Source organism: Sphingopyxis sp. FD7 (genome assembly GCF_003609835.1).
Lineage (GTDB): Bacteria > Pseudomonadota > Alphaproteobacteria > Sphingomonadales > Sphingomonadaceae > Sphingopyxis.
The window spans coordinates 274,557-298,629 of the sequence record NZ_AP017898.1; the positions used below are offsets into that span (position 1 = coordinate 274,557).

Below are 24,073 nucleotides of genomic sequence, written 5' to 3' on the forward strand. Positions count from 1 at the left end.
CCGCTTGTGAAACAAGGCCGCCGCGCGTTAAGGGACGGGGATGGCACAGCGACCGGGGTCCAATGGCGGCGGCAACGCGCGCCCGACGATGGCGGACATCGCGAACGAACTCGGCCTGGCCAAGATCACCGTGTCGCGCGCGTTGTCGAACCCCGCGAGCGTCAAGGAAAGCACGCGGCGCCTGGTCCGCGAGACCGCCGAGCGCATGGGATACCGGCTCAACGTATCGGCGCGCAACCTCAGGCAACAGCGCACACGCACGATCGCGGTGGTGATCGAAATGACGCCGTCGCACGAACGGTTGATGAGCGAGCCTTACCCGCTGCTGCTGCTCGGCGGCATCCTGCAGGAACTGACCGCGGCGGGGCAGAATATGGTGCTGACGACGATCGACCTGTTCATCGCGGCGCCACCGTCGGCCGACGGCGTGATCCTGCTGGGGCAGGGGGTGCACGACGATGCCGCCGCGATGGTCGAGGCGACGGGGCTGCCCTATGTCGTGTGGGGCGCCGAACATGGCCCGCCGGGGCGCATCGTCGTCGGCAGCGACAATCGCGAGGGCGGACGGCTCGCGGCCGAGCATCTGCTCGGCCGCGGGTGTCGGAGGCTCCTGTTCCTCGGCGATGCCGAACATGGCGAGGCCGAGGACCGGCTGCGCGGGTTCGAGGCGCGCATCGCGGCGTCGGACGCGGCGATCGTCGGCAATATCCCCTGCGCCTTCACCCTCACCGCGGGACGCGCGGCGGTAGAGCCGCTGCTCGACGCGCGGGGGCTCGATTTCGACGGCATTTTCGCCGCGAGCGACGCGATCGCGATGGGCGCGATCGAGGCGTTGCAGGCGCGCGGGCATAAAGTGCCGGGCGACGTCTCGGTCGTCGGCTTCGACGATTCGCCGGGCGCCGCGCTCTTCTCGCCGCCGCTTACGAGCATCCGGCAGGACTGGGCGTTCGGCGGCGAGTTGCTCGCGCAGAAGGTGCTCGCCAAGGTGGCGGGCCAGCCCGTCGAGTCGCGCGCGATGCCGGTGTCGCTGGTCACGCGCGAAAGCTGAAACAAAGGGATTTTTCCGTTCGTCGATACGGCTTTCCCGCAAAATGGTATCGATACCTTGACATCGATACCATTTTGCGGGAAAGCAGGCTGAGGAGCGAGGGGCCGCGATGCCTTCGCCATGGGTGAGGATTGAAGTGGCGACCAGCGGACAATCTCTGGAATCGATGCGGCTCGTCCGGCGCGGCGCGGCGGCGGAGGGAGCGAGTGCGCGGGCGCTGTTCGCGCTTGCCAACGGGCTGGTCGGGGTCGAAGGCGTGGCCGACGAATGCGCCGCGGCGCCCTCTGCCTATCTGCCCGACGCCTATATCCGCCGCCCGATCACCTATCATGAAAGCTTCCCCGGCTATGCGACCGCGACCGACACGCGCCTCGCCTGTCCCGGCCCGGTGCTGCTGCGGCTCGCGATCGACGGGCAGGCGATCGATTTCGCCGCCGCCGAGCTGCTCGACAGCGAAAGCGCGCTCGACCTCGCGAGCGGGCAGTTGCAGCGCCGCGCGCGCTGGCGGCTGGCGAGCGGGCGGACGCTGGAGATTGCCGCCGAGCGGATCGTGCCGCTGGACGGAGGCGCGATCGTTGCCTCCCGCCTGCATATCCGCCCCGTCGATTTCGGCGGCGCCGTCGCGGTGTCGCTGACCTATGGTTTCGACAGCGCCGCGCTTCACGAAGGCGATGCCGACGATCCGCGCATTTCGGGGCGCCTGCGCGCCGCGTGGCGCATGATTCCCCCCCTGCCGGGCGATACCCCTTCGGTCACCCGGTTCGCGCAGGGTGCCGTCGAGCTTGCCTATCGCCAGCATGTCACCTGTCCGCAAGCGGCGGTTGCCGCGACCGAGGCGGGGCATGTCGTGCGCGGCGATCTGGTCGCCGGCGGCGCCCTGACGATCGACCGGGTGGTCGCGCTGGCCGCGGCCCGCGGCCACCCGGTCGATGTGACCGCGCTGGACGATGGTGCGACGGACTTTGACGAACTCGTCGAGCGCCAGCGCGCTGCGGTGCAGCGATTATGGGACAGCGCCGACCTCGCGATCGCGGGCGACGACGAACTCGCGGCGGCGCTGCGCTTCGACCTGTTCCAGCTCCACCAGTCGGCGAGCCGCGATGCCAGCCACAGCATCGGCGCCAAGGGGCTGACCGGCGAGGGTTATGAGGGCCATTATTTCTGGGACGCCGAAACCTTCATGCTGCCGGTGCTGGCGTTGCAGGCGCCCGAAAGGGCGCGGACGCTGATCGCCTACCGGATCGGCAAGCTGGGCGCCGCGCGCGCCCATGCCCGCGCGATCGGCCATCGGCAGGGCGCGCTCTATCCGTGGCGGACGATCGGCGGCGACGAATGTTCGTCGCACTATCCGACGGGATCGGCGCAATATCACATCAATGGCGACATCGCCTATGCGCTCGCGCTTTACGTGGCGGCGACGGGCGACGAGACATTGCGCGCCGAGGCGGCGGACATGCTGTTCGAGACGGCGCGCATCTGGATGGAGATCGGCGCCTTCGACCCGCGCCGCGGCGGCGCTTTCTGCATCCATGGCGTCACCGGCCCCGACGAGTATTCGGCGCTGGTCGACAATGATTTCTACACCAACGCGATCGCGCGCCGCCATCTGTCCTACGCCGCCGAGACCGCCGACTGGCTGGACGTGCGCGGCGATCTGGCGGCGGTGGCGGAGCGGATCGGGCTCGATGCGGCGGAGGTCGCCGAATGGCGCCGCGCCGCCGCGGCGATGTGGCTGCCCGTCGATGCCGAACTCGGCATCAATCCGCAGGACGATGCTTTCCTCGGTCGCCCCGAGCTGCCGGGGCTGGCGGCGCGGGACGGCCACGGCCCGCTGCTCATGCGCTATCACCCGATGATCCTCTTTCGCCACCAGGTCGCGAAGCAGGGCAATGTCGTGCAGGCGATGGCGATGGACCTTGTCGCCATGCCGATCGCGCAGCAGCGGCGCAATCTCGATTATTATGCGCGCGTCACGACGCATGATTCGACGCTGTCGTCGGTGTCCTTTGCGATAACGGCCGCACGGCTGGGCGACGAGGCGGCGGCGATGGGCTTCATGCGCGAATGCGCGCTCGTCGATCTGGAGGATCGCCACGGCAACACGTCGCACGGGCTGCACATGGCGGCGCTCGCGGGCAGCTGGCTGGTGCTGGCCGAGGGATGGGGCGGGCTGCGCCTCGACGGCGCACGGCCCGCCTTCCGGCCGCAGCTTCCGGCGGCGTGGACGGGCTACCGCTTCCGCCTGCAATGGCGGGGCAGCACGGTCGAGGTCGCGGTCGATGGGGCGGGGGCGACCTATCGCCTGCTGTCGGGCGCGCCATTGGGCATCACCGACCATGGCCGCGCGCTGACCGTCGGCGCCGATCCGGTCTTTGCGTCGCGCCCGGCGTTGAAGGGCGTGATCTTCGACCTCGACGGCGTGCTCACCGACACGGCGGAGGATCATTATCAGGCGTGGCAGGCGCTCGCCGACGCGCACGGACTGCGCTTCGATCGCGAGGCGAACCATGCGCTGAAAGGGGTCGATCGCGCCGGATCGCTGCGGCTGATCCTCGAACATTCGGGCAAGGCGGTCGAGCCGCCGAAGTTCGAGGCGATGCTGGCGGAGAAAAACGCCGCCTATGTCGCGCGGCTCAGGGGCTATTCGCCCGCCAATCTGTTCGACGGGGTGGAGCGACTGTTCGCCGACCTGCGCGCGGCGGGGCTGAAGATCGGCCTCGCCTCGGCCAGCCGTAACGCGCGCGACGTCGTGGCGCGGCTCGGCATCGCCGATGCGTTCGATTTCATCGCCGACGCGGGCGCGGTCGCGAGCCCCAAGCCCGCGCCAGATATTTTCCTGGCCTGTGCCGACGGCATGGGCCTGTCCCCGGACCAGTGCATCGGAATCGAAGATGCGCGCGCCGGAATAGCGGCCATCCATGCGGCGGGCATGGTGGCCATAGGCATCGGGCCTGAAGAGGCGCTGCCCGACGCCGACGTCCACGTCCCCGCCATCGGCGACCTCACGCTCGGCCAGATCCTGTCGGCAGAACAGGAAAGGGCCGCGCGCGGGCGCCGGACAAGCAGAACAGCCAATGCGGAGGATATGCCATGTTGAAGACCACCCACCTGCTGTCGTCGATCGCGCTTTTCGCGCTGCCGATGGCCGCGCACGCCCAGGAAGCGCCTCTCGACGATGCGGCGAGTGCCGACGAGGAAATCGTCGTCACCGGCACCGCCGGCGGCGGCATCAGCCGCCAGGACGCGGCGTTCGCGATCACCAGCATCAATGCCGAGGCGATCGAGCGCGCGGCGCCGAACAGCACCGCCGACCTGTTCAAGGTCATCCCCGGCGTGTCGGCCGAAAGTTCGGGCGGCCAGAATGGCGCCAACATCTTCGTGCGCGGCTATCCGTCGGGCGGCGACGCCGAATTCGTCACGCTGACGGTGCAGGGCGTGCCCTTTTTCTCGCCGCCGACCTTGTCCTTCCTCGAAAACACCCAGCTCATCCGCATCGACGAGACGATCGAGCGCGTCGAGGCGGTGCGTGGCGGCACCGGCGCGCTGTTCGGCAACGGCCAGCCCGGCCTGACCGTCAACTTCGTCCAGAAAGAGGGCGGGCGCGATTTCGAGGGACTGGTGAAGGCGAGCATCACCGATTATGGCGACCTGCGCGGCGACATGCTGCTGTCGGGGCCGCTCGGCGAATCGACCAGCTTCATGATCGGCGGCTATTATGCGAGCGGCAACGGCATTCGCGATCCGCGCTTCACCGCCGAAAAGGGCGGACAGATCACCGCCAACGTCCGGCACGACATGGACCGCGGCTCGATCCTCGTCTTTGCGCGCTACCTCAACGATCGCGGCCAGTGGCTGCTGCCGATCCCGGTGGTCCGCGACGGCGACAAGGTGCGCCGGTTCGGCAATATCGACCCCGGCACCGGCGTGCTCGCCGGCCCCGAAACGCGATTGAGCCTGCTGCCCGACGGCACGCGCGCCGACCTCGCCGACGGGCGCGGCGCCGATCTCATCAACCTCGGCACCAATTTCGACTATGAGATCGGCGACGGGCTGCAACTGCGCTATCGCGCCAGCTATTTGAAGGGCGATGCCGACACGACCGGCCTTGTTCCCGCCAGCACCGCGACGAGCGCCGACGCCTATGCCGCCTCGCTCGGCAGCACGATCGGCAGCCTCACCTATGTCAACGGGGGGCAGGCGGTCGCGGGCAGCCAGCAGGTGATCCGCGCGGGCACCTGGATCGTGCGCAAGCAGATCGAGGATTTCACCAACGACCTCGCGGTCGAATGGGACAGCGGGACCAACAAGTTCACCGTCGGCGCCTATTATTCGGACTTCTCGTCGAACGACCAGTGGAACCTTGGCAACGTCCAGTTGCTCACCGCCGAAACGAATGCGCGGCTGCTCAACCTCGTGCTTGCGAACGGGCAGGTCGCGACCGACCGCGGTTTCACGCAGGGCAGTTTCTTCAATGTCAATGCCGCCTATGACGGGCGCGAATATGCCTTTTATGCGGTCGACGAGTTTCAGGTGACGCCCGAACTGCGGCTCGACGCGGGCATCCGCTACCAGCATTACAAGGCGAGCGGGACGCTGGAGAATAATGATTTCGGCGTGAACGTCGACGGCGATCCCGATACGCTGTACGACAATGGCACCGCGGTGCTCAACGGCACCTTCCGCAACATCGCCTATAAAAAGGGCGCATGGTCGTGGACGGTCGGCGCCAATTACGACATTTCCTCGTCGGTCGGCGTCTATGCGCGCTACAACCGCGGCAACACCAACCCCTTCTTCGACAATCTGCGCGACGGGATTTTCGTGTCGCCGCGCGTCGACAATTATGAAGGCGGGGTGAAGGTCCGCACCGACCTCGTGTCGCTTTACGCCACCTTGTTCCACACGCGGTTCAAGGGGCTGTCGACGACGGTCATCACCGATGGCGCGCCGATCGCGTCGGTCGGCGGCGCGCGCAGCACGGGGGTCGAACTCGAAGGGCAGATCCGCCCGGTCGACAATTTCTCGATCGCCTTTTCGGGCACCTGGCTCGATGCGAAATATCGCGATTTCTTTGCCGATGGCGGGGCGACCGACCTGTCGGGCAACCGCGTGCAGCGCCAGCCCAAGTGGCAGTGGCGCGTGACCCCGGCCTATGACATCCCGTTCGGGAACGACGGCAAGGTCTCGCTCTATTCGACCTTCACCTATGTCGGCGACCGTTTCTCCGACACCGCGAATGTCCAGACGCTGCCCAATTATTTCAAGATCGACGCGGGGATCAGCGTCGATGTGAACCGGGCATTGAGCTTTGCGGTGACCGCGGACAATCTGACCGACGAGGTCGGGCTGACCGAAGGCGATCCGCGCCAGCTCGGCGGCGGTAGTCAGGTTGTGAACGCCCGCCCGATCCTGGGCCGGTCGTTCCGCTTCAGCGCGGCGTATCGCTTCTGAGTTCATCCCTCCCTGGGTGGCCGCAGCCTCTTTGCGGCCACCCCTCTTTTTTGGGGCGTTTGTGAAGCAGGTGGATGCTTTTATTTACGTGTCACCCTGAACTTGTTTCAGGGTCCATGGCCCGCCGACTCCTTCGGCGCAGCGCGGGATTGGAGGGCGGGCCATGGATGCTGAAACAAGTTCAGGGTGACGAGGAGTAAACTGGGCGTTCGACTGTCCGCCGCTTGATTTGCCCCCGATACATCCGTCCCCTTTCGCCTAAGGACGCATCATGGCCCGCACCCGACTGATCGCCGCGCTGATCCTGACCTATATCGCCTTTGCGATGCTGCTCAACAGCGTCGGGACGGTGATCCTCCAGTCGATTTCGAGCTTTGACGTCAGCAAGCCGCAGGCGAGCACGCTCGAAGGATTCAAGGACATCACCATCGCGCTCGTGTCCTTTGCGACGGCGAGCTATCTGGCGCGGATCGGCCTTCGCACCGCGCTGATCGGCGCGCTGCTGCTCGCCATCGCCGGCTGTCTGGTGATGCCGATGCTGGGCAGCTTCGGCGCGGCGCAGCTGCATTTCGCGATGGTCGGCGCCGCTTTTGCCGTCGCCAAGGTCGCGGTCTATTCGATGATCGGCTTTGTCACGACGGGGCCGCGCCAGCACGCGAGCCTGACCAGCCTGATCGAAGGCATGTTCATGGTCGGCGTGCTCGCCTCCTATTGGGTGTTCAGCGCGTTCATCGACCCCGCCGGGCTGCGCTGGCTGAACGCTTACTGGGTGCTCGCGGGCATCGTCGCGCTGGCGCTCGCGCTGCTGCTCTCGGCGCGCGTCGACGAGGCACCGACGGGCGAGGAGGCCGGAGTGCCCGAGGCGGCGCCCTTCCGCGCGATGCTGCGCCTCGCGGCGTTGCCGCTGGTGCTCGTTTTCGTGCTCTGCGCCTTTGTCTTCGTCGTCATCGAACAGGGGATCGGCACCTGGCTGCCGACCTTCAACAACGAGGTGCTGCACCTGCCCGCGCAGACGAGCGTGCAGGCGGCGAGCCTGTTCGCGGCGTGCATCGCGCTCGGGCGCTTCGGTGCCGGGGCGGTGATGGCGCGTTTCGACTGGTATCCGGTGCTCAATGCCTGCCTGATCCTGCTCGCGGCGCTCATCATCCTCGTCCTGCCGCTCGCCGACGGGCTGTCGCCGCGGCCGATCGCGGGATGGCGCGACGCGCCCGCCGCCGCCTTCCTGTTCCCGCTCATCGGCTTTGCGCTCGCGCCGATCTATCCGACGATCGTCTCGGTGATGCTGAGCGCGATGCCGGGCCGCCAGCACCCGCCGCTGATGGGGCTGGTCGTCGTCTTTTCGGCGCTCGGCGGCACGACCGGGTCGGTGATCACCGGCCAGCTCTTCGCGCATCTCGACGGGCGCACCGCCTTCACGCTGATGCTCGTGCCGACCGCGATCCTCGGTATCGGCCTCTATCTGCTGCGGCGGCAGATCGGGGCAAAAGACGCCGCGAGGTAATTGGCGGCGGCGCACGGCTGTGGCAGGGGGCGACTGCCACTGCCCACGGAGACATCATGCGCACCCTGCTCCTTTCGCTCGCCCTGCTCACCCCCTTCGCATCGGCCGCCGCCGCGAACGACGACGTCATCGACACCCACGTCCACCTATGGAACGGCGAGGAATCGCTCGCCGAATATCGCGCCAAGCTCAAGGCCGCGGGGCTGTCGGTCGAGCGGTTCGGCGCGATGTGGTTCGGTGGCCCGAATCAGGCGCGCGCGGGCAATCCCGCCGACATCAGCGCGCGCAACGATGCGCTGATCGCGCTCGCCAAAGACCATCCCGACATGATCCCGATCGCGACGGTCCACCCCTATGACGGCGAGGCGGCGCTGGCCGAAGTGACGCGCGTTGCCGCGCGCGGCGTCAAGCTGCTGAAAATCCATCCGCACACGCAGGGATTCGACGCCGCCGACCCGCGCGTGCTCGCGCTGGTCCAACATGCGGGCGTGGCGGGGATGGTCGTGTTGCTCGACAATGCCGGCATCGTGCCCGCCGACAATGAAAAGCTGTTCAACCTCGCGCTTGCGGCGCCGAAGACCAGGTTCATCTTTGCGCATATGGGCGGGCTGGGGTTCCGTTTCTGGAACATCCTGGCGCTCGCGCGCACGGCCGAGGGGCTGTTCGGCGAGAATATCTATTTCGACATTTCAGCGAGCGTCATCCTCGCCGCCGATTCGCCGATCGAGGACGAATATGTCTGGACGATCCGTAATGTCGGTATCGACCAGGTGCTGATCGCGTCGGATTATCCGCAGATTTCGCTCGCGAAGACGCTTGAGGCGTTCGACAAGCTGGACCTCACCGAAGAAGAGCGCGCAAAGATCCGGTCGGGCAACGCGAAGCGGCTGCTGGGGCTTTAGGAAGCGATGCCCCGTCCCCGACATCGAGACGTGGGAGAGCGGGCGACGGGGCCCGCGCGCTTAAGCAAGGCGCGGATGCCCCGGCGATGAACGAGCGGGCCTAACCCGCCCAGATCTTTGCATAAAGCATCGCCATCTCGTCCGCATCGGGAACGCGCGGATTGTTCGCGGGCGAACCCGAGGCGATGGCCTGCGTGCACATCGTCGGGATCAGCGCATCCCATCGCGCGGCGTCGATGCCCCATGCTGCGGGGCCCGGCACCTCCAGTTCGCGGTTGAGCACCGCCAGCTCCTCGACCAGCCGCGCCACCGCCGCCTGATCGCCCTCGGCGTCGTCGGCGACGCCCATCGCGCGCGCGCAGTCGGCGTAGCGGGGAAGCGCGGCGGGCGCCGACCAGGCGGTGACCGTCGGCAGCAGCATCGCGTTCGACAGGCCGTGGGGCACATGGAAGTGCGCGCCGATCGGCCGGCTCATCCCGTGGACGAGCGCGACCGAGCTGTTGGAGAAAGCCATCCCCGCCTGCGTCGCGCCCAGCATCATCGCCTCGCGCGCCGCGGCGTCCATCGGGTCGGCGCACACACGGCGAAGGTTCGGCGCAATCGCACGCATCGCGAGCAGCGCCATGCCGTCGCTGAACGGATTGGCGCGGCGCGAGACATAGGCCTCGATCGCGTGCGTCAGCGAATCGATCCCCGTATCGGCGGTAAGGCGCTTCGGTTTGGTAAAGGTCAGCTCATAATCCACGAGCGCGGCGACGGGCAGATAGGCGAGGCCGGGGCAGAGCATCTTTTCGTCGGTCGCATCGTCGGTGATGATCGTGAAGCGCGTCGCTTCCGACCCGGTGCCCGCGGTCGTCGGGATCGCGATCACCGGCAGGCCGGCTATGTCCTGAACATGCGGCGCCTTGTAATCGGCCATCGCGCCGCCATGGGCCGCGAGCAGCGCGATCGCCTTGGCGCTGTCGAGCGGGCTGCCGCCGCCGAAACCGACGACGCAATCGTGACGGCCTTCCTTGAGGAAGGTCACGCCCCTGTCGATCGAGACGGTGGTAGGGTCGGGCACGGTGTCGGCGAACACGCGCGCGCCGATTCCGGCCGCCGCGAGAAGACCGGTCAGTTCATCGACGCGGCCGCTGCGCAGCAGCCAGGCGTCGGTGACGATCAGCGGGCGCGACAGGCCCAATGTTTCCAGCACCTCGGCCAGCTGTTTCGACGCGCCGCCGCCGACGCGGAGGATGCGGGGAAGGGCAATGTGCGCGATGCTCAACGGACGATCTCCTGACAAGGCGGTCTTACGTCGTGGGGCGCAGGGCGGAAATCCCTATTGTGCGCGCTTGCCGATCGTCCGTGCGAAGAGGTCGAGCGCGGCGGTGATCGCGGCGCGATGCGCTGCGGCGGGTCGGCGCTGGTGCGCGCAGAAAGGGAGCGGGTCCGGCGACCCCGCGGCGCAGGTGGTCAGGAAATCATAGTGCCCGGCGTCCGGCACGATCTGATGATGCGCGCGGGGCAGCCGCGCCGCGGCGACGAGGCCATTGGTGGTGTTGGGCGCCACACGGTCGGCGCCGCCGAGGATGAAGCGCGCCTCGGCGTCGATGGTGGCGAGGCTGGCGGGATCGAACGCCTGCACGATCGCGGGTGCCATGACGAGCAGCGCGCGGATCCGGGGGTGCGGCGGTGCGGCGGCGACCTCCGCCAGCCGGGCGCGGGCCGGGGCACCGTCCAGAATCGCCAGCACGTCTTCGATGGCAACCGCATATTCGATCTGCGGGCGGCAGACGCCGTCGTCGGGGTTGGCCGCGCAGAAGCGGCGCAGCCGTTCGGGGTCGACGCGCGCGCCCGCGAGCGCGAGCGCGGTGAAGCCGCCCGCCGAAAAGCCCGCGGCGGCGACGCGGTCGGGGTCGAGCAGCGGGCCAAGCTCGGCGTCGGCGGCGACATGGTCATAGGCACGCCGCAGATCGCCGGGGCGTTCAAAGAAAAGCGCGGCGCCCGCCCTGGTCATCGGATCGAGCCCGTTGTTGCCGGGATGGTCGACGCCGATCACGACATAACCCGCCTCGGCCATTGCGGCGGCGAACCAGTCCATCGCGACCGCTGCGCCACCGAAACCGTGCGAGAGGAGGATGACGCCGCGACGTCCCCCGGCGACGGACGGCGCGGTTCCGGCGCCGTCATCGCCTGCGGCAGGATACCAGACGGTGATGCGCAGCCGCGTGCTGCCATCGGCGCTGCGTATCGCCGCCGACGGATGATCGGCAATCATCAACCGCTGTCCGATCACTGGCCCGGCCCACGTCGCCGGGGCAGCGCACAGCAGCAGAAACAGGACAGCGAGGCGCAGCGGTGCGCGAAGCCCGATCATCACCTGTCCTTTCTCAGCGCGCACCCATGACCATTTTCGCCCTATGGATCGATTACCTGGCGCGTCATGGCGCGGTCAAATGAGCTTGAGCGCCGTGGCGCGGCACGCCGCCATCGCCGGGCTGGCGCACCCCATCGTCGCCGCGATGCTGCGCAACCGCCGCTCGACCTCCGCTTCGGCGAGCGCGAGCCTTTGTCCGATCCCGTCGATCGAATAGCCGGCCGCAAAAAAAGCGAGCATGTCGCGGTCGGCCGCTGCGAGACGGACCGGATCGTTGACCGGCAGCGCGGGTGTGCCCAGCCGGGCAAGCCGGTCGAGCAGCGCGGTTGCGACGAGGGTGACGGCGGTGCGCGTCGCAAGGTCGGTATCGATCGGCCCTGCCCAGGCCGACAGCGCGCGCACCGAGCCGTCGCCCATCTGAACCGGCATGACAAAGCCATCGGCGATCTGAAAATCCTGTGCCTCGTCGAGGATGCGGCGCTGGAGCGGCGAAAGCAGGCCAGGTGGAATGTCGCTCCAGAAAAAGCCGGCCGATGCGGCAGCGGTGGCGCGGATCAGATAATCATGGTTGCGATAGCCGTTCACTTCATTGTGACGAAGCCAGCCGATCGCGGGCCGCCCGTCGGCGTCGCGCGTCACCTCCCAGCCATGGGGGCCGCGCCGCAGCGTGCCGGTCATAAAATGGGCGATACCGTTCGCCGCGAGGAAGCGCGCGGCAATGTCGACGGCGGCCGCCGCGCCGCCGGCGCCCGCAATCGCCACCGCGGTCTCGAAGGCGGCCAAAGCCAGCGACGCCGCTTCGGCGGCGGTGGCCGCTGCGGCGGCCGGCGCGATCGTTGGGGCAAATCCCGCAGCGAGCAGCATCGCGTTGCGTTCGGCGGGCGCCAGCGCGAGCGCATCGGCGATACGCGCGACCATGTCGGCGCTCGGGCGCGCGCGGCCCTTTTCGAGAAAGCCGAGGTGGCGCGGCGAAATGCCCATGTCGAGCGCCAGGTTCATCTGCGAACGTCCGTCGCGTTTGCGATGCTGGCGCAGCAGCGCGGGAAAGCCGGTCGGGCACGGGCGGTCTGCGGCAAGGGAAAGCGAGAATGCCATGGCGCTGCACTTCGTCGTCGGTCGGAACGCGCTTCACAGCCTAATTGGGGATCGGCAATTTATCCAGCGCTATGCGAAACATTATTACGCCTACCTGCGAGGTAGTCGACCGGAACGCCCTTGGGTCACATAGGCGGCACCCATGACCAGCCGCCTCGGGCCCATGCTGAAGGCCATTCGTGAACGCGCGGGCATCGCGCAGCTCGAACTTTCGCTGCGCATGAATGTATCGCAACGACATATCAGCTTCGTCGAAAGCGGCCGCTCGCGCCCGAGTCGCGACCTGATTGAAGCGTGGCTGGGCGAAGCGGACGCGCCGCCTTCGCTGCGCAATGCGGTGCTGCTGGCGGCGGGATATGCGCCTGCATCGCCCGACGTTTCGCCGTGCGACCCGAGGCTGGCGGTCGCGATCGCGGCGCTCGACCGCACGCTCGACCTGCACGAACCCTATCCCGGCCTGGTTTTCGACGCCGACTGGCAGGCGCATCTCACCAACCGCAGCGCACGGCGGCTGATGCGACTGAACCTGCCCGATTTCGTCGCCGCGCTCGATGATCTGTCGCTGGGGTTCAGCATGATCGACGCCTTGATCCACCCCGGCGGCATGTTCCGCTTTATGCGCGATCCGTGGATCGGCGGCGGCGCTTTGCTCGACCAGTTGCGCCGCGAGCAATGGGTGCGCCCCGCGCTCGAGCCGCGCGCCGACCGCGTCGAAGCCTCGATGATCGAACGCTTCGGCCCGCGCCCGTCGCAGCCCGCGACGCCCTCGGCCGATCCCTATCTGAACCTCGTTTTCGACACGCCGCAGGGGGTGATGCGCTTTTTCACGATTCAGAGTGTCTTTGCCTTGCCTCAGGATGTCACGCTGGCGTCGCTGCGCATGGAGCTCTGGTTTCCTTCCGACGAGCCGACGCGCGCCGCGATGAAGGCGCTCGCGAGCAGCGATGCAGTTCCCGGCGAGCCGACGGTCACCGCGAAACCATAAAGCCGGATATCGCCCCGATCGGGTGAGATGGTGCGGTCGAGAAGACTCGAACTTCCACGGCCTTTCGGCCACAACGACCTCAACGTTGCGCGTCTACCAGTTCCGCCACGACCGCACATCATGATGGTCCGGACGGGTCCGGCACCAGGTAGGAGCGGGCGCCTAGCAAAGCTTGCCGGGCGATGCAAGCGAGCTTCGCCGCTTTTATTTCTGTGCCTGCGAAGGCGCGATGCCCGCCACCACGGCGCCTGTCATCGAACCGACTCCGAAACGTCACGCAACTGTCACCGCTCTGGCGTCAGACCGTCATCGAATCACCCTAGTGGCGGCGTCACCGGGGGCGAGGGGCAGTTTCGCTCGCCCGCGGCATGTTTTTCATCAGGGGCGCCGCTCAACGCGTTTTGGGGCGCACACCGGGAACGGAGATTTTCATGGCGGCTTTCGCACGCATTCGTATGGTCATGCTCAGCGGCGTGGCCTGTTCCATTCTGGCCGCTTGCGGCGCTGACGGCGTTGCCTCGCCGGGCGAAGGCGTGATCGTCGTCCCCGCGCCGACCCCGGCTCCCGCGCCAACCCCGACCCCCACGCCGACCCCGACGCCGACCGGCGTGACCCCGGCCGCAAGCTGTCCGACGATCGCCGGCGCCGACCAGCTGACCGACCTCGGCACGATCACCGGCAATGAAGGCACCTGGCGCAACTGCGGCTTCCCCGCGCGTTTCAACTCGACCACCGCGATCCCGAAGGTCGCGGGCGTCATTTATTCGCTGCCCGGCCGCGTCGACGTCGGCACCGACCAGGGCGCCACTGAAGATGCCAGCGACCCGGCCGACGTCACGCTGACGATCGATCCGGGCGTCACCATCTTTGGCGCGACGGGCGTGTCCTTCCTCGCCGTCAATCGCGGCAACAAGATCGACGCGGTCGGCACGCCGACGCAGCCGATCGTCTTCACCGGTCGCGGCAACGTCGTCGGCAGCGCAACCGATAACACGTCGCAGCTGTGGGGCGGCGTCGTCCTGCTCGGCCGCGCGCCGGTCACCGACTGCCTCGCGCCCGCTGCGACCCCCGGCACGGCGGCGTGCGAACGCAACACCGAAGGCGCGACGAACGCCCTCTATGGCGGCGCCACCGCGAACGATAATTCGGGCCGCATGTCCTATGTCCAGATTCGCTATTCGGGTTTCGTCCTGTCGGCGAACAGCGAGCTGCAGGGTCTCACTCCTTCGGGTGTCGGGTCGGGCACGCAGATCGACCATATCCAGATCCACAACAGCTCGGACGATGGGGCCGAAGTGTTCGGCGGCCGGGTCAATATGAAGCATCTGATCATCACCGGCGCCGAGGATGACGGCCTCGACACCGACGTCGGCTATCAGGGCAACATCCAATATGTCATCGGCGTCCAGCGCGCCGGTGGTGCGGTTGGCGACTCGATGATGGAGATCGACTCGGACGGCAACGAGGACACGACGCCGCGCCAGCGCGTCGCCCTGTCGAACTTCACCTATATCCAGCGCAACAATGCGGCGGGTAACGGCGCGGCGATCCGCATCCGCGGCGGCGCCGACTACACCTTCGCCAACGGCCTGATCGTCGCGCCGGGCATCCGCTGTCTGCGCATCGACAGCGCGACGACGACGCGCCCGGCCGACCCGGCGCTGGACGATCAGGGTCCGCCGCGCTTCGAATCGGTGTCGCTCCAGTGCAACAGCACGCCGTTCCGCGGTTCGAACGGCGTCACCGACGCCGAAGTGCAGGCAATCTTCGAGGCCGGCACCAACAACCGGTCGAACTATGTGCCCAGCCTCACCAACCTGTTCGTCAACGGCGCCACCGAAACCGGCTTCACCCCCTTCGATGCGAAGACGTTGAACGCCTTCTTCGACACGACCGCCTATGTCGGCGCGGTCCGTGACGCCAACGACAGCTGGTATCAGGGTTGGACCTGCAACTCGGCGACGGCGGACTTCGGCACGTCGAGCGGCAGCTGCACCGGCATCCCGACGACCTGATCGCCCGCGATCGAATCTGGGGAGCGGGCTGCCACAACGGTCGGCCCGCTCCCTTCTTGACAATATCCCTGGGGACATAATCCATGACCAAGCGGCCGATCTTCGCCAGCCTGCTCCTCCTTAGCTCCGCTCTTGTCGCCCCTGCCGCGCTTGCGCAGGACAGCAGCGCCGATCCGGCACCGGCCGCGGCCGACGAGCCCGTCGCCGATGAGGCTGCGCAGGACGAGGAAGCCGATGTCTCGATCCCCGGCGGCGCCGACGCCGAAATCGTCGTTACGGGCCGTTTCACCCCCAATGTCGTGCGTGCGACGCCCGAAGTCGTTTCGGTGCTGTCGTCGGCCGACATCGCGCGGACGGGTGAGGGCGACATCGCCGGTTCGCTCCAGCGCGTCACCGGCCTGTCGGTCGTCGGCAACGGTTTCGTCTATGTCCGCGGTCTTGGTGACCGCTATTCGCTCGCGTTGCTCAACGGATCGCCGCTGCCCAGCCCCGAACCGCTGAAGCGCGTCGTTCCGCTCGACCTCTTCCCGTCGAACGTCATCGATTCGACGCTGGTGCAGAAAAGCTATTCGGCGAACTTCCCCGGCGAGTTCGGCGGCGGCGTCATCAACCTCACGACCAAATCGACCCCGCGCGAAACCTTCCTGACCTTTTCGGGCGGCATCGGCTGGGACAGCGAAACGACGAACGAGCTCGGCTATACCTATTATGGCAGCGACACCGACTGGACGGGCTTCGACGACGGTACGCGCGACGTCCCGCCGCTCCTGAAGGCCGCCTTTGCCAGCGGCAAGCCCATCCTCGAGGGCGCCGATTTCACGCAGGACGATCTCGAAGCGATCCAGATGGAGCTGGTCAACGCCGAGACGAGCCTGCTCCAGCAGAACGACCATATCCCGGTCAACTGGTCGGCGGGCATCACCGGCGGCACGACGATCGCGCTGCCCGACGGCGAGCTGGGCATCATCGCGACGATGGGGATCAGCAACAAGTGGCGCACGCGCGACACGCTGCAACAGACCTCGCTCAACCAGGATCTGTCGGGCGATCCGCAGACGAGCTTCAACCGCGTCATCACCGACAACCGCATCGTCGTGAACGGCCTGCTCGGCCTCGGGCTCGAGCTGGGCGATCACAAGTTCCGCTGGACCAATTTGTTCATCCGCGACACGCTGAAGCAGGCGCGCCTCGGCCTCGGCGTCGACCGCAACCAGTCCGAACGCGACATTCTGGAGCAGGACACGGCCTGGTACGAGCGCCAGCTCATCAACACGCAGCTCGTCGCCGAGTTCGATTTCGACCGGCTCCAGCTCGACCTGCGCGGCGGCTATGCCAATTCGCAGCGCGAGGCGCCCTATGAACGCGGCTTCACCTATGTCCGCACCAATCTGCCGACCGAACAGGATCCCACCGGCAACAAGTTCGTCAACGATCTGGGCGGCAATCGCGGCGATGCGACGATCGCCTTTTCGGACCTGAACGAGGATCTGTGGTCGGGCGGCGTCGATCTGTCCTATGAACTGGCACCGCGCATCACCGCGACGGTCGGCTATGCCTATAGCGACACCAGCCGCACCGCGGTGCGCCGCGCTTTCCAGTTCCGCGGATCGAACCTGCCGGTCGAGGTCACGCAGCTGCGTCCCGACTATCTGCTCTCCGACGCGACGATCCAGCTTTACGACATCTCGCTGCTCGAAACCTCGGCGCAGGACGGGACCGCCGCGTTCGACGCGGCGCTGACGACGCACGCGGGCTATGCCCAGGTGCAGGCGGAGATCATTCCGGGAGTCAACATCAACGCGGGCGTGCGTTACGAGGATGCCAGGCAGACGGTGAGCCCGATCGACCTGTTCAACACGGGCAGCAGCGCGATCGTCGCGACGAACCTCAACAATGATTATTGGCTCCCCGCGGTCACGCTGACCTGGGAAGTCGCGCCCGACATGCAGCTGCGCCTCAACGGGTCGAAGACGATCGCGCGTCCGCAGTTCCGCGAGTTGATCGCGCAAGTCTATCAGGATCCCGAATCGAACCGCGAGTTCCGCGGCAACCCGTCGCTGACCGACAGCGAACTGTGGAACGCCGAGGCGCGGTACGAATGGTATTTCGCCAAGGACCAGCGTTTCACGCTGGCGGGCTTCTACAAGTCGATCGACCGGCCGATCGAAACCTTCACCTCGATCAGCACCGATTCGGTCGCCAACTCGAGCTTTGCCAACGCACCGAAGGCGACGCTCTATGGCGCTGAGATCGAAGTGCAGAAATATGTCCCGCTCGATACGATGTCGGACGCGCCTTTCTGGCAGAGCCGCCGCCTCGTGCTGATCGGCAACTATACCTATACCAAGTCCGAGCTGAAGGTTGGCGCCGATGATACGACGGTGATCAACGGCGTCACGCTCAACGCCGCCGACTTCTTCTTCGACGGCTCGCCGCTGACCGGCCAGTCAGATCATATCGTCAATTTCCAGATCGGGCTCGAGGACCAGGACAGGCTGTCGCAGCAGACGCTGCTTGTCACCTATGCCAGCCCGCGCGTCACCAGCCGCGGTCCGTCGCAGCAGCCCGATATCCGCGAAAAGCCGGGCATCTCGCTCGATTTCGTGGCGCGGCAGGGCGTGACCCTGCTGAACAAGGAAATCGAACTGAAGTTCGAGGCGCGCAATCTGACCGGGCGCACCTATAAGGAAGTGCAGGAAGCGGGCGACAATCGCATCTTCCTCAACCGCTACAAGCTGGGCCGGACCTTCTCGCTTAGCGCGTCGATCAAGTTTTGAGACAATCCACGCCCTCCCCTGAAGGGGAGGGGCTTTAGCGCTCCGCCGCACCGGACTCGCCCGGATGACAAAAAACTGTAATCTTCCCGTCAACTGATTGTCACCAATCGCCCCTAGGCGATTCGCGAGGCGCAGCCTATCAGTTGGGGGACAGGTAAAATCACATGGCGACGCTGATGCCCCGATCGGCCGTTCGGTTGCCGCGCGCGCTACCATCATGGCTGCGCGCGCGCGGACGTTCGCCGCGCGCGATCTGGCCGCAGCTGCTGGTCGGCCTGCTCGGCGCGCTGCTCGTGTGGCAGGCGGTGCGGCTCTTGTGGGTGCTGCTGACCCCCGTATCGCCGCTCGGCGCGTGGCAGCCGCAGACGGCAGTGATCGCCTCGCCCGCCGAACGGCGCGCGCTGTTCACCAGCCTCGATCCCTTTTTCCGTGGGGCGGCGCAGGGGCCGGCGGCGGCGACCGTCACGTCGGCTGGCCTGACCCTCTTTGGCATCAACTTGAACGAAGCGACCGGTGGCGGTTCGGCGATCATCGCGGGCGAGGACGGAGTGCAGGCGAGCTATGCCGTCGGCGACGAGATCGCGCCGGGGTTGAAGCTCGCGGGCGTCGCCTTCGACCATGTGCTGCTCGATCGCGGCGGCGCGCGCGAAAGCCTCTTCCTCGATCAGAGCGGCGCGGCGCCGGTCGCCAGCCCCGCGACGCCGCTGCCCGCGCCGACCGCCGAGGTTGGCGCGGCGACGGCGGGCGGCGAACTGACCGCCGCGGCGATCAAGGCAGGGGTGGCTTTCGCGCCGCGCACCGAGAACGGCCGCGTCACGGGCATCGTCGTCCAGCCGCAGGGCGACGGCGCGACTTTCCGCGCCGCGGGGCTGCGGCCGGGCGACGTCATCCGGGCGGTCGGCGGCCGCCCGGTCGGATCGGCGAGCGACGCCGCCGCACTCGCCAACCAGCTCGTGCCGGGCGCGCGCATCGCGCTCGAAGTCGAACGCGGCGCCAGCGTCGTGCCCGTCGCCATCTTCCTCTCGAAGCAATAGGTATTATGCGTCTCAAACTGTCCCTGATGCTCGCCGCCGCGCTCATTTCCGCAAGCCCCGCGTCGGCGATCGCGCAATATACGCTGAACGTGCGCGACGCCGATATTCGCGCTTTCATCCAGGATGCGGCGCGGATCACCGGGCGCACCTTCGTCATCGACGGGCGCGTCAACGGCAAGGTGTCGGTCGTCACCGACCGGCCGCTGTCGCGCAGCGAGTATTTCGAGATTTTCCTCGCGACCCTGCGCTCCAACGGTCTGGTCGCGGTGCCGGGACCGAACGGCAGCTACCGCGTCCAGCCGATCGACGGCGCCGCGGCGCAGCCGGGCCGCATCGGCAGCGGCGGCGCGGCGCAGAACCAGTTCGTCACCGAAATCATCCGCCTCAAGCATATCGACGCGGTGGCGGCGGTCGAAACATTGCGCCCGCTGGTCAGCGCGCAGGGCTCGCTCACCGCCAACCGCAACGCCAACAGCCTGGTGGTCGCCGACTTCGCCGACAATATCCGCCGCATCCGCGCGCTCGCCGCGAGCATCGACCGCGACAGCTCGACCAGCCAGATCGTCACGCTCAAAAATGCCGGCGCGCGCGAGATCGCCGCCGCGCTGCAGGCGCTGGTCCCCGCGGCGGGCGAGGGTGCGCGCGCGCCCGTCGCGATCGTGCCGATCGACAGCAGCAACGCGATTGCGCTGCGCGGCGATCAGGCGCTTGTGACGCGCTTCGTCGCGATGGCGAACGAACTCGACGCCAAGGCGGCGGGCGGCACCGAGCTGCGCGTCTACTGGCTCGAACATGCCAATGCCGAAACCTTGCTGCCGACGCTGCAACAGCTGATCGGCGGCGGAAGCGACCCGGCGCAAAAGGCGGGGTTGCCGCCTGCATCATCATCGTCTTCCGACGGTGGCAGCAATGCCGCGCCCGCCGCCGCAGCGCCCGCGTCCGCCTCAACCGGCGCCGGGGGGACGGGCAGCATCTCGACGCGCGGCCCGGCGATCGTCACACGCTATGAGGGCGCCAACGCGATCATCGTCGCGGCGAACAGCGAAGTGCAACGGATGCTCGGCGAGCTGATCCGTCAGCTCGACGCGCGGCGTCAGCAGGTGCTGGTCGAGGCGATCGTCGTCGAAATCGGCGACGATGCGGCAAAGCGGCTCGGCGTCCAGTTCCTGCTCGGCGGCAAGAATATCCCCTTCGTCGCGACCAGCTACAGCAATGCCTCGCCCAATATCCTCACGCTGGGCGGCGCCTATGCTTCGACGCAAATCACCGAGGAAACGACGACGACCGACGGCACCACCGTCGTCACCCAGACGACGAGCGCGCTCGGCGATGCCTTGCAGGAAGCGGCGGCGGCGCAGCTGCTTTCGGCGACCGGCGGCTTCGCGGGTTTTGCGGGCGACATCGGCAAGAACACGATCTTCGGCGCGATCATCAACGCGGTGAAATCGGACACGACGTCGAACCTGCTCGCGACCCCGCATATCGTGACGCTCGACAATCAGCCTGCCAAGTTCCTTGTCGGACAGGATGTGCCGATCACCACCGGCGAACAGCTGGGCGACAATTTCGAAAACGCCTTCCGCACCGTCCAGCGCGAAGAGGTGGGCATCAAGCTGGAAGTGACGCCGCAGGTCAATGGCGCGGGCGAAGTGAAGATGTTCCTGCGCCAGGAAGTGTCGAGCGTCGCGGGCCCGGTGTCCTCGCGCAACAGCGACCTCATCCTCAACAAGCGGTCGTTCGAGACGGTGCTCACGGTCGACGATGGCGAAATCCTTGCGATCGGCGGACTGCTCAACGATGATGAGCGTCGGACGATCGAACGCATTCCGCTTTTGAGCGATATTCCGCTGCTCGGCGAACTGTTCAAATCGCGGAGCCGCACGCGGTCGAAAACCAATCTGATGGTCTTCATCCGCCCGACGATCCTGAAAAGCCGCGCGGACAATGCCGCGCTCACCGCGCGCCGCTATGGCTATATCCGCAATTTCCAGCTCGAACGAAACCCCGATGTCGAACCCGCGATCGACACGCTGGTGCGCGATTATATGGGGACGACGCCGCCGTCGCCGCCGACCCCGGACGACGTCACCGTCGGCCCGGTCAATCTGCCCGCGCTGCGCGGCGCGGACGGCGCGGTGATCCAGACCGACGTGCCGCCATCGGTTTCCGAGGCCCCCGCCCCTCCCACCGGAGACATTCCGTGAGCGACAGCGAACCGGCCGCGCCCGCAACGGCGCCGGTCGACATCCCCTATGGTTTTGCGCGCGCGCATGGCGTCGTCATCGCGCCGGGTGACGACGGCGTCTGGCTCGCGACCCTGCGCGAAGGCAGCGATCCGGCGGTGCTGATCGAGGTCAAGCGCCACCTCGCGCAGCCGCTGCGCGTCGCGACCGCCGATGCCGCCGATTTCGACCGGCTGCTCTCGGACCATTATGCGGTCGACAGCTCGGCGGCGGCGATGGCGGGGGCGGTTGGCGGCGACGGGCTCGACCTCGGCATCCCCAGCGCCGAAGACCTGCTCGACAGCGCCGACGACGCCCCCGCGATCCGCCTGATCAACGCGATCATCGCCGAAGCGGTGCGGCAGGGGGTCAGCGACATCCATATCGAGCCCTATGAAAGCGGGCTGGTCGTGCGGATGCGCGCCGACGGCGTGCTGCGCGAGCATCTCAGGATGCCGCCGCACGTCGCGCCGGTTGTTGTCAGCCGCATCAAGGTGATGGCGCGGCTCGACATCGCCGAACGCCGCGTGCCGCAGGACGGGCGCATCGCGCTGACGCTCGCGGGCAAGGCGGTCGATGTGCGCGTTTCGACGCTCCCCAGCCGCGCGGGCGAGCGCGTCGTGATGCGTATCCTCGACAAGGAGGCCGCCGGGATCGACTTCGACATACTCGGCCTGACGGGCGAGGCGGACCGGATCTTGCGCGAGGCGCTGGCCGAACCCAATGGCATCATCCTCGTCACCGGGCCGACCGGATCGGGCAAGACGACGACGCTCTATGCGGCGCTCAAACAGCTCAACGACGGCCAGCGCAATATCCTGACGGTCGAAGACCCGGTCGAATATGCCGTCGATGGCGTCGGGCAGACACAGGTGAACGCCAAGGTCGGGCTCGATTTCGCCGCGGGACTGCGCGCGATCCTGCGCCAGGATCCCGATGTCGTGATGGTCGGCGAAATCCGCGACCGCGAGACCGCCGACATTGCGGTGCAGGCCTCGCTCACCGGTCATCTCGTGCTCTCGACCGTCCACACCAATGATGCGGTGGGGGCGATCACGCGCCTGAAAGATTTGAAGGTCGAACCTTTCCTGCTTGCCTCGACCCTGCGCGCGGTGATCGCGCAGCGGCTGGTGCGCAAGCTGTGCGACCAGTGCCGCGAACCGGTGCAGGCCGACAACAGCATCGCCGCGATGCTGGGGCTCGACATCGGCACCGTCATCTGGCGGCCGAAGGGGTGCGAGGCGTGCGGCGGCACCGGTTTCAAGGGCCGCATCGGCGTGTTCGAGGCGATCAGGGTCGACGAGACGGTGCGCCGCTATATCTACGCCGGCGGCGACGAAGCGATGATCGCGAAGCACGCCTTTCTGAAATCGCCGACGCTCGCTTCGGCGGCGCGCGCGATGGTCGCGAAGGGGCTGACGACCGCCGAGGAAGCAATCCGTGTCGCGCGGCGCGAGGATGTCGATGCCTGATTATCGCTATGTGGCGATCGATCCCGCAGGCCGCGAGCGCAAGGGGCGGCTGACCGCCGCGAACGACGATGCCGCGCGCGCCAGCCTGGTCGCGCGCAAGTTCCACATCGTCGCGGTCGAGGTGGCGGGAACGAAGGCGACGTCGGGCCGCTCGCTGCTCGCCTTTCGCAAGGACCGTCTCGGCCGCAAGGAACTGGCGCTGTTCACGCGCCAGCTCGCGACGCTCGCCGAAGTCGCGCCGCTCGAAGAGGCGCTGCGCACCTTGACGCGCCAGAGCGAGGCCGAAAGCGCGCGCGCGGTGATCGGCGATGTCCACGCCGGGCTGCTCGAAGGGCGCCGCCTTGCCGACGCGATGGCGCGCCAGCCGGCGAGCTTTCCGCCGCTCTATCGCGCGATGGTCGCGGCGGGCGAAACGACGGGCAGCCTGACAGTGATCCTCGCGCGCCTCGCCGACCTGCTCGAACGCCAGGCCGAGGTGCGCGGCAAGCTGATCGCCGCGCTCGCTTATCCGATCGTGCTCGCGGTCGTCGCGATCGGCGTCGTCGCGGCGCTGATGATCTTTGTCGTTCCGCGCGTCGTCGAACAATTCACCGACACCGGCCAGCAATTGCCCTTTCTGACGCGCGCGGTGATCGGCGTGTCCAGCTTTGCCGCGAACTGGTGGTGGCTGATCGCGCTGCTGATGGCCGCCGCGGCGTTCGGCTGGGTGGCGGCGATGCGGCGGCCGGCGTTCAAGGCGCGCGTCGATGCGCGGCTCTTGCGCCTGCCGCTGCTCGGCCGCCTGCTCCGCGATCTTTACGCTGCGCGCTTTGCCCGCACGCTCGCGACGATGGTGTCGAGCCGCCTGCCGCTCGTCGAAGGGCTGCGCCTGACCTTGCCGACGATCCGCAACGCCGCGCTCGCGGGGGCGACCGCGACGATCGTCGATCAGGTGCGCGCGGGCGGCAGCCTGTCGGCGGCGCTCCGCGATGCCGGGGTGTTTCCGCCGCTGCTCGTTTACATGACCGCGAGCGGCGAAAGCGCCGGGCGGCTGGAGGTGATGCTCGAACGCGCGGCCGATTATCTGGAGCGCGAGTTCGACCGTTTCACCGCCGCGTCGATGGCGCTTCTCGAACCTGTCATAATCGTCGTTATGGGGTCATGCGTGGCTCTCATCATCCTCGCCATTCTGCTGCCGATCCTTCAGTTGCAGAATCTAGCCGGACTGTAATA

General features: G+C 67.5%; 15 protein-coding genes and 1 tRNA gene. 12 read left to right on the forward strand and 4 right to left on the reverse strand.

Going from position 1 to position 24,073, the window contains the following annotated elements; translation table 11 throughout:
• Window positions 1-40: 40 nt before the first annotated feature.
• The 5 genes from SPYCA_RS01235 to SPYCA_RS01255 all read left to right on the forward strand — a co-directional run bounded on the left by SPYCA_RS01235 (window position 41) and on the right by SPYCA_RS01255 (window position 8,902).
• Window positions 41-1,048: a LacI family DNA-binding transcriptional regulator gene (locus SPYCA_RS01235; RefSeq protein ID WP_120218651.1), complete on the forward strand. Its 1,008-nt coding sequence runs from the start codon at window positions 41-43 to the stop codon at window positions 1,046-1,048.
• 124 nt (window positions 1,049-1,172) lie between these two features.
• Window positions 1,173-4,145, forward strand: coding sequence for a beta-phosphoglucomutase (gene pgmB / locus SPYCA_RS01240; protein ID WP_232003442.1), 2,973 nt, complete (start codon window positions 1,173-1,175; stop codon window positions 4,143-4,145).
• The gene (locus tag SPYCA_RS01245) at window positions 4,139-6,499 is read left to right on the forward strand and encodes a TonB-dependent siderophore receptor (protein WP_120218653.1); all 2,361 of its coding nucleotides are present in this window, start codon (window positions 4,139-4,141) and stop codon (window positions 6,497-6,499) included. Before pgmB ends, SPYCA_RS01245 begins: the two co-directional genes overlap by 7 nt.
• Window positions 6,500-6,770: 271 nt before the next feature.
• Complete coding sequence (locus tag SPYCA_RS01250; RefSeq protein WP_120218654.1) at window positions 6,771-8,000, forward strand: MFS transporter; 1,230 nt, start codon at window positions 6,771-6,773, stop codon at window positions 7,998-8,000.
• 56 nt (window positions 8,001-8,056) lie between these two features.
• On the forward strand, window positions 8,057-8,902 hold the full coding sequence (locus SPYCA_RS01255) for an amidohydrolase family protein (RefSeq protein WP_120218655.1): 846 nt from the start codon (window positions 8,057-8,059) through the stop codon (window positions 8,900-8,902).
• Between the two features lie 100 nt (window positions 8,903-9,002).
• Here the strand turns inward: SPYCA_RS01255 and SPYCA_RS01260 are convergent, their stop codons facing one another.
• The 3 genes from SPYCA_RS01260 to SPYCA_RS01270 all read right to left on the reverse strand — a co-directional run bounded on the left by SPYCA_RS01260 (window position 9,003) and on the right by SPYCA_RS01270 (window position 12,356).
• Window positions 9,003-10,169: an iron-containing alcohol dehydrogenase gene (locus SPYCA_RS01260; RefSeq protein ID WP_120218656.1), complete on the reverse strand. Its 1,167-nt coding sequence runs from the start codon at window positions 10,167-10,169 to the stop codon at window positions 9,003-9,005.
• 54 nt (window positions 10,170-10,223) lie between these two features.
• Entirely contained in the window at window positions 10,224-11,261 is a 1,038-nt protein-coding gene (locus SPYCA_RS01265; protein WP_120218657.1) for an alpha/beta hydrolase family protein, read from the reverse strand.
• A gap of 75 nt (window positions 11,262-11,336) precedes the next feature.
• Window positions 11,337-12,356, reverse strand: a complete 1,020-nt coding sequence (locus tag SPYCA_RS01270) for an autoinducer binding domain-containing protein (protein ID WP_120218658.1) — start codon at window positions 12,354-12,356, stop codon at window positions 11,337-11,339.
• A gap of 142 nt (window positions 12,357-12,498) precedes the next feature.
• Between SPYCA_RS01270 and SPYCA_RS01275 the strand changes: the two genes are divergently transcribed.
• Complete coding sequence (locus SPYCA_RS01275; RefSeq protein ID WP_120218659.1) at window positions 12,499-13,341, forward strand: MmyB family transcriptional regulator; 843 nt, start codon at window positions 12,499-12,501, stop codon at window positions 13,339-13,341.
• A 28-nt stretch (window positions 13,342-13,369) separates the two neighbouring features.
• Here the strand turns inward: SPYCA_RS01275 and SPYCA_RS01280 are convergent.
• Window positions 13,370-13,456 (reverse strand) — tRNA-Leu (locus SPYCA_RS01280).
• A 316-nt stretch (window positions 13,457-13,772) separates the two neighbouring features.
• Here SPYCA_RS01280 and SPYCA_RS01285 point away from each other — a divergent pair.
• The 6 genes from SPYCA_RS01285 (at window position 13,773) to gspF (ending at window position 24,071) form a co-directional block, all read left to right on the forward strand.
• Window positions 13,773-15,356, forward strand: coding sequence for a hypothetical protein (locus SPYCA_RS01285; RefSeq protein ID WP_120218660.1), 1,584 nt, complete (start codon window positions 13,773-13,775; stop codon window positions 15,354-15,356).
• 83 nt (window positions 15,357-15,439) lie between these two features.
• A complete protein-coding gene (locus SPYCA_RS01290) occupies window positions 15,440-18,133 on the forward strand; it encodes a TonB-dependent receptor domain-containing protein (protein WP_120218661.1) in 2,694 nt (897 codons plus the stop codon).
• Window positions 18,134-18,297: 164 nt separating this feature from the next.
• Window positions 18,298-19,167 carry a type II secretion system protein N gene (locus tag SPYCA_RS01295; RefSeq protein WP_120218662.1) on the forward strand — a complete coding sequence of 290 codons (870 nt, stop codon included), beginning with the start codon at window positions 18,298-18,300 and terminating at the stop codon, window positions 19,165-19,167.
• Between the two features lie 5 nt (window positions 19,168-19,172).
• Window positions 19,173-21,371 (forward strand): type II secretion system secretin GspD, encoded by a 2,199-nt coding sequence (gene gspD, locus SPYCA_RS01300; protein ID WP_120218663.1) that lies wholly within the window; start codon window positions 19,173-19,175, stop codon window positions 21,369-21,371.
• Window positions 21,368-22,861: a GspE/PulE family protein gene (locus tag SPYCA_RS01305; protein WP_120218664.1), complete on the forward strand. Its 1,494-nt coding sequence runs from the start codon at window positions 21,368-21,370 to the stop codon at window positions 22,859-22,861. Before gspD ends, SPYCA_RS01305 begins: the two co-directional genes overlap by 4 nt.
• Window positions 22,854-24,071: a type II secretion system inner membrane protein GspF gene (gspF, locus tag SPYCA_RS01310; protein ID WP_120222088.1), complete on the forward strand. Its 1,218-nt coding sequence runs from the start codon at window positions 22,854-22,856 to the stop codon at window positions 24,069-24,071. Before SPYCA_RS01305 ends, gspF begins: the two co-directional genes overlap by 8 nt.
• Window positions 24,072-24,073 lie beyond the last annotated feature (2 nt).